The sequence below is a fragment of the Specibacter cremeus genome, from assembly GCF_003946885.1.
In the GTDB taxonomy this organism is placed as follows: domain Bacteria; phylum Actinomycetota; class Actinomycetes; order Actinomycetales; family Micrococcaceae; genus Specibacter; species Specibacter cremeus.
Window position 1 is genome coordinate 1 of sequence record NZ_RWKQ01000002.1, and the last position, 12,663, is coordinate 12,663.

The following is a 12,663-nucleotide window of genomic DNA, read 5'->3' on the forward strand; positions in this document are numbered from 1 at the left end:
CATGTATCCAGTCTTAACGACCAGGCGGCGAAGTCCAGCAGGCGCGCCTCAAGCCACCCACATTGTTCAGCACCGTCCTAGGACGGCAGGCCCGGATTGCGCCGCCAAAGGCCGGCTCCCCGTTACGGGGGCCGGCCCTCGGCGTGTCCGGCGGTAGATTGGTGGGTATGGACGCCCTGGACGACACCCGCCTGCTGCCCGGCGTGGGAGCCGACGCCACGCTGCTGTTCGTGCACGCCCACCCGGACGATGAAACGCTCGTCACCGGCGCCACGATGGCCGCCTACGCCCGGCTCGGCGCCCGCGTGGTCCTGCTCACGTGCACACGGGGCGAGCTGGGGGAGGTCATCCCGGCGGAACTGGGGCACCTCGAGGTGGGGAAATCGCCGGACGCCGACGGCGCCGGCCTGGCCGCAGAACGCGAGCGTGAACTGGACCGCGCCCTGGCCGCGCTGGGCGTCACCGAGCACTGCTTCCTGGGCCAGGGTTTTGCGGGCCAAGGTTCCGCCGGGCCGGGGCGGGTGTTCCGCGACTCGGGCATGCAATGGGGCCCGGACGGGCGTGCCATGGCCGCCGACGTCGTGCTCGAGGGATCGTTGTCGCGGGTTCCGCTCGACGAGACGGCGACCCTGGCGGCCGGCGCCATCCGCGCGGTCCGGCCGGACGCCGTCGTCACCTACGCGGCCGACGGCGGCTATGGCCACCCCGATCACGTGCGCACCCACCAACTGGTCATCCGCGCGTTGGCGCTTGCCGTCCACGGCGACGGCGACGTGCCGGGCTGGCCGGTTCCCGCCGTGTTCACGATCGTCAGCGACCGGCCGGAACGCCCGCTCGATGACTCGGTGGAACGGATTGCCGTGCACGGTGACGGCGCCGCGAAGAAGGCGGCCATGCGCGCGCACCGGACGCAGATCACCGTCGCGGGGGACCGCTACGCGTTGTCGGACGACGTGTGGAAGGACATCTCGGGGGTCGAGGAGTTCGTCCGGCTCGAGGGCCCGCGACCGTGACGGGTCCCGGAATCCTCCGGCCCAGGCCCTCGCGCGCGGCCGGGATCGCGGCCTCGATCGGCATCGGCCTCGGCGTCGGGCTGCTGGGCACGGCGCTGCACGGGCACGCGTGGTTCGGTGCCGACGCGGTGCTTCCCTATGGCGCCCTCGGGGCGTTGCTGCTGCTGGCCGCCGGCGCCTTATGGGTCGGGCTGTGGGCCCGCAGTGCCTGGTATGTCGTGTTGACCGGTTTCGTGGTGTACGCCTGCGTCGGCGCATTCTCGATCCAGCGCGGCGCCGCCGGGCTGGTGTCCTCGAATTTGCAGGGCGTCGTGTGGCTCTACGGCATCGCCGTGGTCACCCCGCTGACGGCACTGCTGGGCGCCTGGCTGCTGGGTCGCGCGCGGCGCTGAGGCCTGCGTCCCAAGTAGGGCGCACTTGCGCACCGTTTCGGGCCCGGAATGGTGCGCAAGTGCGCCCTACTTGGGACGGCGGGCCGGGGGAGGCGGGACGGCCTTGGCCAGCAGGACCGCGCCGAACGGGATCGTGACCACCCCCGAGCGCGTGCGCACCGTGCAAGCGGAGTCCGTGACGGCGACCAGGTCGCCGAGCGCGTCGGTCGCCCCGTCCTCGACGGCGTACCGGACCACCACGCGGGTGCCCGCCGGGAATGCGCGGATTCGATCAACGGCCTGGCTCACCCGTCCATCCTAGGCCGGCGCCCGGCCGCGGCTTCACACTGTGACGCGGGGGCGTGCGGGCCGGGCAGCGGTGGGGGATAATGGAGACGCCCGGGCGTTGCCGGGCATGCCGTGTAGCGGCAGGCACTTGAGGAGGAAGGTCGGGACGTGACGTATGTAATCGCGCAGCCGTGCGTGGATGTCAAGGACAAGGCGTGCGTTGAGGAATGCCCTGTCGACTGTATCTACGAAGGCGAGCGTTCCCTCTACATCCACCCCGACGAATGCGTCGACTGCGGCGCCTGCGAACCCGTCTGCCCCGTCGAGGCCATCTACTACGAGGACGACACCCCGGAGGAGTGGGCCGACTACTACAAGGCCAACGTCGAGTTCTTCGACACGCTCGGCTCCCCGGGCGGCGCGGCCAAGGTCGGCAACACGCACACCGACCACCCGCTGATCGCGGCGCTGCCCCCGCAGAACCAGGACTAGGGCGCTCATGCAGGAACCGCCCGCCGGTCTCGACAAGCTCGACGGCCGGGGATTGAGTTCGTCGAAATCCCCCCTGGGTCTCGACAAGGCCCCGGGTCTCGACAAGCTCGACCACCGAGACAAGCTCGACCACCGAGACAAGCTCGACCACCGGGCCGCCTTCGGCCTCGCGCTTCCCGACTATCCGTGGGACGCCATGGCGCCCTACCAACAGATCGCCGCCGCCCATCCGGACGGTGTGGTCAACCTGTCCATCGGCACGCCCGTCGACCCGACGCCGACGCTCATCCAGCAGGCACTCGTGGCCGCCGCGGACGCGCCCGGCTACCCGACCACGCACGGCACGCCCGAGCTGCGCCGGGCCATTGTCGACTGGTTCGCACGACGCCGGAACGTCACCTGCCTTGACCCGGCGCAGGTCATGCCCACCGTCGGCTCCAAGGAGCTGGTCGCCTGGCTGCCGCTGTTGCTGGGGCTGGGAGCCGGCGACGTCGTCGTCCGCCCCACCGTGGCGTACCCGACGTACGACATCGGCGCGACGCTGGCCGGGGCGACCTCCGTCGCCGCGGACTCGCTGGACGAGCTCGACGATGAGACGCGGGCCCGGGTGCGACTCGTCTGGGTCAACTCGCCGGGCAACCCGACGGGCATCGTGCGGGACGTGGCACAACTGCGCCAACTCGTGGACCAGGCCCGTGAACTGGGCGCCGTGGTGGCCTCCGACGAGTGCTATGCCGAGCTCGGCTGGGGCCGCTGGGACGTCGAGGAGGGCGGCACGCCGGTGCCCAGCGTCCTGGACCCGCGCGTCTGCGGCGGCTCCGCCGCGAACCTGCTGGCCGTGTACTCGCTGAGCAAGCAGTCCAACGTGGCCGGCTACCGGGCCGCCTTCGTGGCCGGCGACGCCGCCATCATGGCGAACCTGGTCAACAGCCGCAAGCACGCCGGCATGATCGTGCCCCACCCCGTGCAGGAAGCCATGCGCGTGGCGCTGGGCGACGACGCCCACGTCCGCGACCAGAAGTCCCGGTACCGGGTCCGGCGGGCGAAACTCGTCGCCGCACTGGAGGGCTACGGGTTGGCGATCCACCACTCCGAGGCCGGCCTGTACCTGTGGTGCACGGCGGGCCAGGACACCTGGCACACCATCGAGAGGCTGGCCCGGCTGGGCATCGTGGCCGGACCCGGCGTGTTCTACGGCGACGCCGGCAGCGGGTACGTGCGCATCGCCCTGACCGCCACGGACGACCGGATCGACGCCGCGGTGCGCCGCCTGGCGGCGGAGGCCCGCGCCTGACCGGCCGCCGGCGGGCGCATGACGCCGAGGGATTCGGCGCCCGGATTGGTGCCAGCCGCCCCCGAGGCGGTACTTTCATATGTAGACATTCGTGCGCCCCGGGGCCCAAGGGCCCGGGCCGGACCACCCACCCAGGACGGATCGGTCGCGCAGGATTTGAACCAGGGTCCCGGCCACCGGGCCGAGGCACCTCATGAAGGGGACTCCATGACTGAATCCACGAGCGCCACGCTGCGCTATGACGGCGGAGAACTAGAGCTTCCGCGGATAGAGGCAGTTGAGGGCAACGCCGGTTTTGACGTTTCCAAGCTTCTCAAGGACACCGGCGCGGTCACCTTCGACCCCGGTTTCGTGAACACCGCCGCGACGACGTCGGCCATCACCTTCATCGACGGTGACAAGGGGATCCTGCGCTACCGCGGCTACCCGATCGAGGAACTGGCCCAGCACTCCTCCTTCCTGGAGGTGTCCTACCTGCTCATCTACGGGAACCTGCCCACCCCGGCCGAACTGGAGAAGTTCGATTCAAAGATCCGCCGCCACACCATGCTGCACGAGGACCTGAAGGGCTTCTTCGGCGGCTTCCCGCGCGACGCGCACCCCATGCCGGTGCTGTCCTCGGCGGTGTCCGCGCTGTCCACGTTCTACCAGGATTCGCTGGACCCGTTCGACGACGCGCAGGTCGAGATGGCCACCATCCGCCTGATGGCCAAGCTTCCCGTCATCGCCGCCTACGCGCACAAGAAATCGATCGGCCAGCCCATGCTGTACCCGGACAATTCCATGGGCCTGGTGGAGAACTTCCTGCGCCTGAGCTTCGGGCTGCCCGCCGAGCCGTACGACATGGACCCGATCGTGGTCAAGGCGCTCGACACGCTGCTGATCCTGCACGCCGACCACGAGCAGAACTGCTCCACCTCCACGGTGCGCCTGGTCGGCAGTGCGAACGCCAACATGTTCGCCTCCATCTCCGCCGGCATCAACGCCCTGTTCGGGCCGCTGCACGGCGGCGCCAACGAGGCCGTGCTGAACATGCTCCGCGACATCCAGGCCAGCGGCGACCCGGTCGAGAAGTTCGTGGAGCGGGTGAAGAACAAGGAGGCCGGCGTCAAGCTCATGGGCTTCGGCCACCGCGTGTACAAGAACTACGACCCGCGCGCCAAGATCGTCAAGGCCACCGCCCACGAGATCCTGGCCAAGCTCGGCGGCAACGACGAACTGCTCGACATCGCCATGCGCCTGGAGGAGGTCGCCCTGACGGACGAGTACTTCGTGGCCCGCAAGCTGTACCCGAACGTCGACTTCTACACCGGCCTGATCTACAAGGCCATGGGCTTCCCGGAGAAGATGTTCACCGTCCTGTTCGCCATCGGCCGGCTGCCCGGCTGGATCGCCCAGTGGCGCGAGATGATGAAGGACCCGCAGACCAAGATCGGCCGCCCCCGCCAGCTGTACACGGGGGAGCCGGAGCGCATGTACCCCTCGCGCTAGCGGAGACCGACGACGGCGGCCGGTGACCTTTCGTAGCGAAAGGTCACCGGCCGCCGTCGTACTGGTTATTTGGCGACGTCCGGGTTCACCTCGGCCTTGGCAATGGCCACGCTGCCGACGCCCCACTCATCGAGGATCTTCTTGTAGTCGCCGTTGTCGATCAGCTTGTTCATCGTCTTGGCCACCAGCTCCGTCAGGGGCAGGTTGTCCTTCGCCACGGCGATGCCCACCGGGGAGGCCTGGTACACGTCGCCAAACGCCTCGAGCTGCCCCGTGGTCTGCGTGACCGCGTAGGCGATGGTGATGGAGCCCGCCGGCATGGCGTCCACGCTGCCGTTGACCAGGCGCGTGGTGACATCGGTCTGGTTCTTCAGGCTGATGATCTTGATGGCCGGCTTGCCCTCGTCCAGGCACTTCTGGTTCCGGCCGGCCAGGTCCTTGGTCTCCTGGAAGGACCCCGTCTGCACGGCGATGCTGCGGCCGCAGATGTCATCGAGGCTGAAGTGCTTCGGGTTCCCCTTCTGCACCGCCCACTGGGTGCCGGCCTGGAGGTAGCTGACGAAGTTGGCCGCCTTCTTGCGCTCGTTGGTGATGAAGAAGGACGATGCGCTCAGGTCGTATTTGGGCCCCAGCGACGGCAGGATGCTGGTGAAGGCGGCGCTCTGGACTTCGACCTTGAGGCCGAGCAGCGCGCCCATGGCCTTGGTCAGGTCCACGTCGTAGCCGATCGGGGTTTGGCCGTCGGCGCCGCCGAGGAATTCCGCCGGCGCGTAGGACGTGTCCGAACCCACCACCAACGTGCCCTTGGCCCGCAGTTCCGACGGCACCCGGGCCGCCAACGTCGGATCCTTTTGGATGGCGGAGACATTGAAGGACGCCGACGAGGTGGTCAGCGCCGAACCCTCCTGGGAGGCGTTCGTGCAGCCGGACAGGGCCAGGGCCCCGGCGACGAGCAGGCCCGTCGAAAGGGAAACCATCGACTTGACGGTCATGGGGGTCCTCCAACTCTGATGCGTCCGCGGCGGACGAGACTGAAGCCAGCATGTGTGGCCGGGGTTACATCTGTCAAATTGATATGCGGATTATTCAATATGGATGGTATCTATGATCTCCGATGGCATGATGGTGCCATGGCCAAGCCCTTCACGTTGACGCAGCTGCGGTATTTCGCCGTGGTCGCCCGGCTGCGCAGCATGACGGGGGCCGCGGCCGAGCTGCTCGTCACCCAGTCCGCCGTGTCAACGGCCGTCGCCGAATTGGAAAAAGCCGTGGACGCCCAGCTCTTCGTCCGCAACCGGTCCGCCGGGCTGAAATTGACCGGCGCCGGTTCCCGCTTCGCGCAGGAACTCGATTCCTTCCTGGACCACGCCGACCGCCTGTACGAGTCGGCGACCGGGTTGTCCTCCACCCTGTCCGGGGCGTTGTCGGTGGGGGTCTTTGCCCCGCTGGCCCCGTTCCGGCTGCCGGTGATCCTGCAGATGTTCCACACCCGTTTCCCGGGGGTCGACGTCACGTTCCTGGAAGCGGACCTGGGCGAGTTGCGCACGGCCGTGCTGGACGGGCGGTGCGACGTGGCCATCATGTACGGGCTCGGCCTGGACAGCCGGTTCCAGGCCACCGTGGTGGAGCGGATACCGCCCCATGTCCTGGTGGCCGCCGGCCACCCGGCGGCACGGACCCCGGACGTCGCCGTGTCGCTGCACGACTTCGCGGACGAACCCATGATCCTGCTCGACCTGCCGCTGAGCCGTGACTACTACGAAAGCCTGGCCCGGGCGGCCGGCGTGGTCCCCAAGGTGCACTACCGCTTCTCCGGCTACGAGACCGTGCGGTCGTTCGTGGCACAGGGGCACGGCTACGCCCTGCTCAACCAGCGCGTGGCCAATGACAGGCCATATTCGGGTGGACGGGTGGTCGCGTTGGACCTGGCGGACGAGCTGCCGCCCATCGAGGTGGCCCTGGTCCGCTCCGCCGCCATCACGCCAACGCGCAGGACGCTCGCCTTCGAGCAGGTGTGCGCCGACTTCTACGCCGGCGCCCCCACAACCGGCAACCAGGCACCACCCATTCCAACACCTTCCCAGGAGGACTAGACATGCAATCCATCCACGAACGCGCCGAACAGCTGCGGGAGGACCTGATCGGGTTCCGGCATGACCTGCACAAGATCCCGGAGATCGGCCTGGACCTGCCGCGCACCCAGGCCCTGGTGCTGGCGAAGATCAACGAACTCGACGGCGTGGAGGTCACCCGCGGGGAACGCCAAAGCGCCGTCACCGTGGTGCTCCGCGGCGGCAAGGACAACCCCGGCGGCGGTGAACGGCAGGTGGTGCTGCTGCGCGGCGACATGGACGCGCTGCCGGTCACCGAGGAGACGGGACTGGAATTCAGCTCAACCATTCCCGGTGCCATGCACGCCTGCGGGCACGACGTGCACACGTCCGCGCTGTACGGGGCGCTCCGGCTGCTGCACGAACGCCGGGAGGAGCTGGCCGTGGACGTCGTCTTCATGTTCCAGCCGGGGGAGGAAACCTACGATGGCGCCCGCTTCATGGTGGCGGACGGCGTGCTGGACGCCGCCGGACGACGGGCGGATGTGGCATTCGGGCTTCATGTGTTCTCCGGCGAGTACGACAACGGCGTCTTCTACTCGCGTCCGGGCCCGCTGATGGCAGGCTGCGACGAACTGTTCGTCACCGTGCGCGGCGAGGGCGGCCACGGATCAACGCCGCACCTGACCCGGGACCCCGTCCCGGTGGCCTGCGAGATGGTGCTGGCCATGCAAACGCTGGTCACGCGCCACTTCAACGTCTTCGACCCCGTGGTGGCCACGATCGGCAAGCTGGTGGCCGGGACGGCCGGCAACATCATTCCGGACAATGCGACGTTCGACGTGACGTTGCGGACCTTCTCCCCGGGGCACAAGGAAAGACTCCTGGCCGAACTGCAACGCCTGTTCCGCGGCATTGCCCAGGGGCACGGCATGACGGTGGACATCACGGTGGCCCCCGACTACCCGGTGACCGTCAACGACGCGGCCGAATACGCCTACGCGGGCGAGGTGATCGCCGACGTGTTCGGGGCCGGCAGCTTCCGTGAAATGGCGTTTCCCGTGCCGGGCTCGGAGGATTTCTCCCATGTCCTGCGCGAAGTGCCCGGGGCGTTCATCATGCTCGGTGCCACGACGGCGGCCACCCCGGCGGAAGGGGCCAGCAACCATTCGCCGCGTGCCGCGTTCGACGACGCCGTGGTGCCCAGGGCCGCCGCCGCGCTGGCGGAACTGGCCTTCCGGCGGGCCGGCCACGGCAGCCGACGCTGATTCCCGGACCATCCGTGCTAAAAAAGAAGCGTGCCGAAAATCGTTGATGCCGCCGACCGCCGCGACCACGTCGCCGACGCCCTGTACCGGGTGGTGCTGGCCAAGGGACTGGCCGCCGTGTCATTGCGCAACGTCGCCCGGGAGGCCGAGCTGGCACTCGGCTCCGTCCGGCACTACTTCGACAACCAGGCCGACCTGCTCGAGGCCGCGTTCGCGCTGAACTCCGAACGCGTCCATGCCCGGGCGCTGGACGCCCTGGAGGCGTTCGAGCAGGCCGGGCACGCCGACCGGGACGAACTGCTGGCCGGGGCGGCCGGCGTCCTCGAGGAGTTCCTGCCGCTGGACGAAGGGCGGGCGGGCGAGGCCGTGGTGCACATGGAATTCATGCTGGCCGCCCGCGCCGACGACCGGCTGGCCGACGTGGCCCGCGACGACTACCGTGCCACCGCGGCCGTCGTCGGGCGCGTCATCCTGCAGCTGATCGACGGCGGCGCCATGGCGGCCGGCCGCTCCCCGGTCGGGGAGGCGGAGCGGCTCATGGCCGTGCTGGACGGGCTGGCGCTGCGCCTGGTCCTGCAGCCGGCCTGGGCCACGCCCGCACAGGGCAGCGCGACGCTGTGCGCCCATTTGGCCTCGCTCGGCGCCGACCAACCGGAGTAATCTGGAGGGTGGGGCTGTCGCGAGCGGAACGACGGTCCATGGAGGCGAACCATGCAGCATACCGGCGGCCCCGGCTGGAGGATCACGATGGATACCTCCTCGGCCCTGCTCATAGCCTTGTACATTCGCGATGTGGCCGGGCTCGACGGCGCCGGAACCCCCGCACTATCCCACATCGCCCCGCAGGTGCGGGCCGCCGACCACACGCGGCTGACCGCCCACATCGGCGGGGCCGCGGCGCTGCGCACCCAGTGGGAGGCGTGGTGGGAGACGCTCATGGCCGGCCGGCCGCAAATGGAGCCGGAGCTCTCACCGCCGGAGTTCAGCTCCTTCGCCGCCACGCCGGCGCTGCAACGGGTCCTGCAGGCGCACTTCGGCGCCGCCCTGACGTGGGCGCGCGAGCGCACCAGCGCCTACAACCGCATGGCCGAGCAGCGCGAGACGCTCGGGTCGGGCAAGATCCTGGCCGAACTCGTCCAGAACCGTGAACTCGAGCTGGGGCGCAACGCCCGCGACTTCACCCTGACCATCGTCGAGATGCCGCTGGCCGAGCAGCGCGCCTGGTTCATCGAGCCGGACCGGCTCATCATGAGCCAGCACCTGCTCGACGACCACGACGCGTTCCTCAGCTACGTCCAGCCGGTCGTCGAACTGCTCGTCTGAGCCGGCCGGACAGGGCCTGACTCGCTATTGTCCGCCCCGGACGGTGATGACAACCGTCCCCGCGGCCGAGGGTGCGGCGCGCCACCCGACGTTCGCGCCGCCGTCGTTCGCGGAGCGCACCCACGCCTTGCCGTCGTGCGCCACCTCGGTGATGCCGAGCGCCGACGCGTTCGCCACGGCCCACTGGGCCACGCTCCAGCCGAGCGTGTCCGACGCCGGGATGGTCACCGTGGCGCCGGCCGCGGAGATGCCGCCCAGATTCCCGTAGGCGGCGGCCAGGGCGTCGGTCACGGCCGTGGCCGAGCCGGCCTTCGTGGGGTCCGCCAGCGTGCAGCTGAGCGCGCCCGGGGAGTTGCCGGTCAGCGCCGAGGCGAAGGCCTTCGCGACGGATTCGTGCTTGGCGTACGCGGCGGGGTAGGCGGAGCGTTGCACCACCTGGGCCGCCTCCGTGATCGGCATGTCGGCATACCCGGTGACGGTGTCGAGCTCGTTGAAGAACGCGTTCGCCGAGTAGACGGGGTCCAGGATCTGCGCCTCGGTGCCCCAGCCCTGTGACGGGCGCTGCTGGAAGAGGCCCAGCGAATCCATGTCGCCGTGCGTGATGTTGCGCAGCTTGGACTCCTGCATGGCCACCGCCAAGCCGATCGACGCGGCCCGTGCCGGCATGCCGCGGCGCACCGAGATGGCGGAGATCAGCGCCGCGTTCGCCGCCTGGTCGGTGGCCAGGGTGGCTTTCGCGTCGCCGACCGACGCCGTGCAGCCCACGGCCAGCGGCGGGGCGAACATGCCGCGAAACGCGTTCGCCACCCAGATGCCGCCGCCGGCCAGCAGCCCGACGGTCACCAGCACGATGACCAGCCAGGTGGCGGCCGCGCGGCGCCGGCGCGCCATCACCGGCGGCCCGGTACGCTAGTTCGCATGCAGGGCGTCGTTGAGCTCGACGCTCTGGCCCTTGCGCGGCAGCACCTCGACCTCGCCCGTGCTCGAGTTGCGGCGGAACAGCAGGTTCGGCGTGCCGGAGAGCTCCACGGCCTTGACGATGACGCTGGTGTCCTCGCCGTCGTCGTTCTTCGGGCCGAGCACGCGCACCCGCGTGCCAGCGGTGACGTACAGGCCGGCCTCCACCACGGAGTCGTCGCCGATCGAGATGCCCACGCCCGAGTTCGCGCCGAGCAGCACGCGCTCGCCCAGGGCGATGCGTTCCTTGCCGCCGCCGGACAGCGTGCCCATGATGGACGCGCCGCCGCCCACATCGGTGCCGTCGCCGGCCACGACCCCGGCCGAGATGCGGCCCTCCACCATCGAGGCGCCCAGCGTGCCGGCATTGAAGTTCACGAAGCCCTCGTGCATGACCGTGGTGCCCTCGGCCAGGTGCGCGCCGAGGCGGACCCGGTCGGCGTCGGCGATGCGCACGCCGGAGGGGACGACGTAGTCGACCATGCGCGGGAACTTGTCCACGCCGTACACCGTCACGGCGCCGCGCCGGCGCAGCTTGGCGCGCGTGAGCTCGAAGCCCTCCACGGCGGCCGGGCCGAAGTTCGTCCACACCACGTTGGCCAGCTTGCCGAAGATGCCGTCCAGGTTGATGCTGTTCGGGGCGGCCAGCCGGTGCGAGAGCAGGTGCAGGCGCAGGTAGGCGTCGACGGTGTCCGCCGGGGCCCGGTCCAGGTCGATCTGGGCGAACACGACCTGCGCGCTGACGCCGCGGTCCGGGTCCGTGCCGGCCGCCGCCAGGTCCTGGAGGTCGTCGCCGGCCGCCGGCGCGTTCCCGAGCGTCTCGGCGGCCAGGCCGAGCGCGGGGGCGGGGAACCAGACGTCCAGCACGGTGCCGGCGTCGGTGATGGTGGCCAGGCCGAAGCCGTGGGCGGAGCGGGGGGCAGTCGATTCGGCTGTCTCAGTCATGGTCCAAGTCTAGCCAAGGACGCCGGGGCGCCCGGTCCCGCTGGGTAAGCTGGCGGGATGAGTAACAACGACGGCGGCCCGGTCGCCTTGGACCTGCGGGCGGACGTGGCGCTGCTGACGGCGGCGCTGCTGGACATCGAGAGCGTGTCCGGGAACGAGACGGCCTTGGCGGACGCGGTCGAGGCGGCGTTGCGGCCGTTGGCGCACCTGTCCGTGGTGCGCAACGGGGACGCGATCGTGGCCCGCACGTCCCTTGGCCGGGCGCAGCGGGTCATCCTGGCCGGGCACCTGGACACGGTGCCGCTGCCCACGGTGCCCGGGTCGCGCGGCACCGTGCCCGCCAGCTGGGACGGCGACGTGCTGTACGGCCGCGGGGCCACCGACATGAAGGGCGGCGTCGCCGTCCAGCTGGCCATCGCCGCCGCGCTGGCCGAACCCAACAGGGACATCACGTTCGTCTTCTACGACCACGAGGAGGTCGAGGCCGCCAAGAGCGGGCTGGGCCGGCTGGTCCGCGAACACCGGGAGCTGCTGGACGCCGACTTCGGCATCCTGCTCGAGCCGACGAACGGGGTCGTGGAGGGCGGCTGCAACGGGACCATGCGGTTCCAGGCGACGACGGCCGGCCGGGCCGCGCATTCGGCCCGTGCCTGGATGGGGGAGAACGCCATCCACGCGGCGGCACCCATCCTGGCCCGGCTGGCCGCGTATGAACCGTCGACCGTCGCCGTGGACGGGCTGGACTACCGGGAGTCGTTGAACGCCGTGCGCATCAATGGCGGCACGGCCGGCAACGTCATCCCGGACCGGTGCGTGGTGGAGATCAACTACCGGTTCGCCCCGGACAAGACGCCGGCGCAGGCCGAGGCGCACGTGCGCGACTTGTTGGCCGGGTTCGACGTCGTGCGCACCGACGCGGCCGCGGGCGCCCGGCCCGGACTGGACGCCCCGGCTGCGGCCAGCTTCGTGGCCGCGGTCGGCGGGACACCGCTGCCCAAGTACGGCTGGACCGACGTCGCCCGCCTCGGCGAACTCGGCATCCCGGCCGTCAATTTCGGCCCGGGAGACGCGCTGCTGGCCCACTCGGACAACGAGCACGTGCCCGCCGCGGCCATCCGGGACTGCCTGGCCGCGCTGCTGCGCTGGCTCGGCTGACCCGACCACCCGGTC

General features: G+C 70.3%; 14 protein-coding genes. 10 read left to right on the plus strand and 4 right to left on the minus strand.

Features of this window, described 5'->3' with window-relative positions; all coding sequences use genetic code 11:
• Positions 1-167 precede the first annotated feature (167 nt).
• Positions 168-1,013 (plus strand): PIG-L family deacetylase, encoded by an 846-nt coding sequence (locus tag EJC77_RS00675; protein WP_125609653.1) that lies wholly within the window; start codon positions 168-170, stop codon positions 1,011-1,013.
• On the plus strand, positions 1,010-1,405 hold the full coding sequence (locus tag EJC77_RS00680; protein ID WP_125609654.1) for a hypothetical protein: 396 nt from the start codon (positions 1,010-1,012) through the stop codon (positions 1,403-1,405). The genes EJC77_RS00675 and EJC77_RS00680 overlap by 4 nt, the downstream gene beginning before the upstream one ends.
• 66 nt (positions 1,406-1,471) lie before the next feature.
• On the opposite strand, the gene EJC77_RS00685 is transcribed toward EJC77_RS00680, so the two are convergent.
• Entirely contained in the window at positions 1,472-1,693 is a 222-nt protein-coding gene (locus EJC77_RS00685; RefSeq protein WP_125609655.1) for a putative acetyltransferase, read from the minus strand.
• Positions 1,694-1,840: 147 nt separating this feature from the next.
• Here EJC77_RS00685 and fdxA point away from each other — a divergent pair, with 147 nt between their 5' ends.
• From fdxA to EJC77_RS00700, 3 genes are all read left to right on the plus strand, one after another.
• Positions 1,841-2,164, plus strand: a complete 324-nt coding sequence (gene fdxA / locus EJC77_RS00690; RefSeq protein ID WP_125609656.1) for a ferredoxin — start codon at positions 1,841-1,843, stop codon at positions 2,162-2,164.
• 7 nt (positions 2,165-2,171) lie between these two features.
• Positions 2,172-3,458 carry a succinyldiaminopimelate transaminase gene (gene dapC / locus EJC77_RS00695; RefSeq protein WP_125609657.1) on the plus strand — a complete coding sequence of 429 codons (1,287 nt, stop codon included), beginning with the start codon at positions 2,172-2,174 and terminating at the stop codon, positions 3,456-3,458.
• A gap of 207 nt (positions 3,459-3,665) precedes the next feature.
• On the plus strand, positions 3,666-4,949 hold the full coding sequence (locus tag EJC77_RS00700; protein ID WP_125609658.1) for a citrate synthase: 1,284 nt from the start codon (positions 3,666-3,668) through the stop codon (positions 4,947-4,949).
• 65 nt (positions 4,950-5,014) lie between these two features.
• On the opposite strand, the gene EJC77_RS00705 is transcribed toward EJC77_RS00700, so the two are convergent.
• A complete protein-coding gene (locus tag EJC77_RS00705; RefSeq protein WP_125609659.1) occupies positions 5,015-5,941 on the minus strand; it encodes an ABC transporter substrate-binding protein in 927 nt (308 codons plus the stop codon).
• A 138-nt stretch (positions 5,942-6,079) separates the two neighbouring features.
• On the opposite strand from EJC77_RS00705, the gene EJC77_RS00710 reads away from it, so the two are divergent.
• From EJC77_RS00710 to EJC77_RS00725, 4 genes are read left to right on the plus strand one after another with little or no spacing between them, the layout of a single operon-like run.
• Entirely contained in the window at positions 6,080-7,042 is a 963-nt protein-coding gene (locus EJC77_RS00710; RefSeq protein ID WP_125609660.1) for a LysR family transcriptional regulator, read from the plus strand.
• Between the two features lie 2 nt (positions 7,043-7,044).
• On the plus strand, positions 7,045-8,268 hold the full coding sequence (locus tag EJC77_RS00715; RefSeq protein WP_125609661.1) for a M20 metallopeptidase family protein: 1,224 nt from the start codon (positions 7,045-7,047) through the stop codon (positions 8,266-8,268).
• Positions 8,269-8,298: 30 nt separating this feature from the next.
• Positions 8,299-8,928, plus strand: a complete 630-nt coding sequence (locus EJC77_RS00720; RefSeq protein ID WP_125609662.1) for a TetR/AcrR family transcriptional regulator — start codon at positions 8,299-8,301, stop codon at positions 8,926-8,928.
• A 51-nt stretch (positions 8,929-8,979) separates the two neighbouring features.
• A complete protein-coding gene (locus EJC77_RS00725; protein ID WP_125609663.1) occupies positions 8,980-9,591 on the plus strand; it encodes a hypothetical protein in 612 nt (203 codons plus the stop codon).
• 24 nt (positions 9,592-9,615) lie between these two features.
• Here EJC77_RS00725 and EJC77_RS00730 read toward each other — a convergent pair whose 3' ends face one another.
• Positions 9,616-10,482, minus strand: a complete 867-nt coding sequence (locus EJC77_RS00730) for a hypothetical protein (protein WP_125609664.1) — start codon at positions 10,480-10,482, stop codon at positions 9,616-9,618.
• 18 nt (positions 10,483-10,500) lie between these two features.
• Positions 10,501-11,493: a 2,3,4,5-tetrahydropyridine-2,6-dicarboxylate N-succinyltransferase gene (dapD, locus tag EJC77_RS00735; RefSeq protein ID WP_125609665.1), complete on the minus strand. Its 993-nt coding sequence runs from the start codon at positions 11,491-11,493 to the stop codon at positions 10,501-10,503.
• A gap of 57 nt (positions 11,494-11,550) precedes the next feature.
• Here dapD and dapE point away from each other — a divergent pair, with 57 nt between their 5' ends.
• On the plus strand, positions 11,551-12,648 hold the full coding sequence (dapE, locus tag EJC77_RS00740; protein WP_125609666.1) for a succinyl-diaminopimelate desuccinylase: 1,098 nt from the start codon (positions 11,551-11,553) through the stop codon (positions 12,646-12,648).
• The last annotated feature ends 15 nt before the right edge of the window (positions 12,649-12,663 follow it).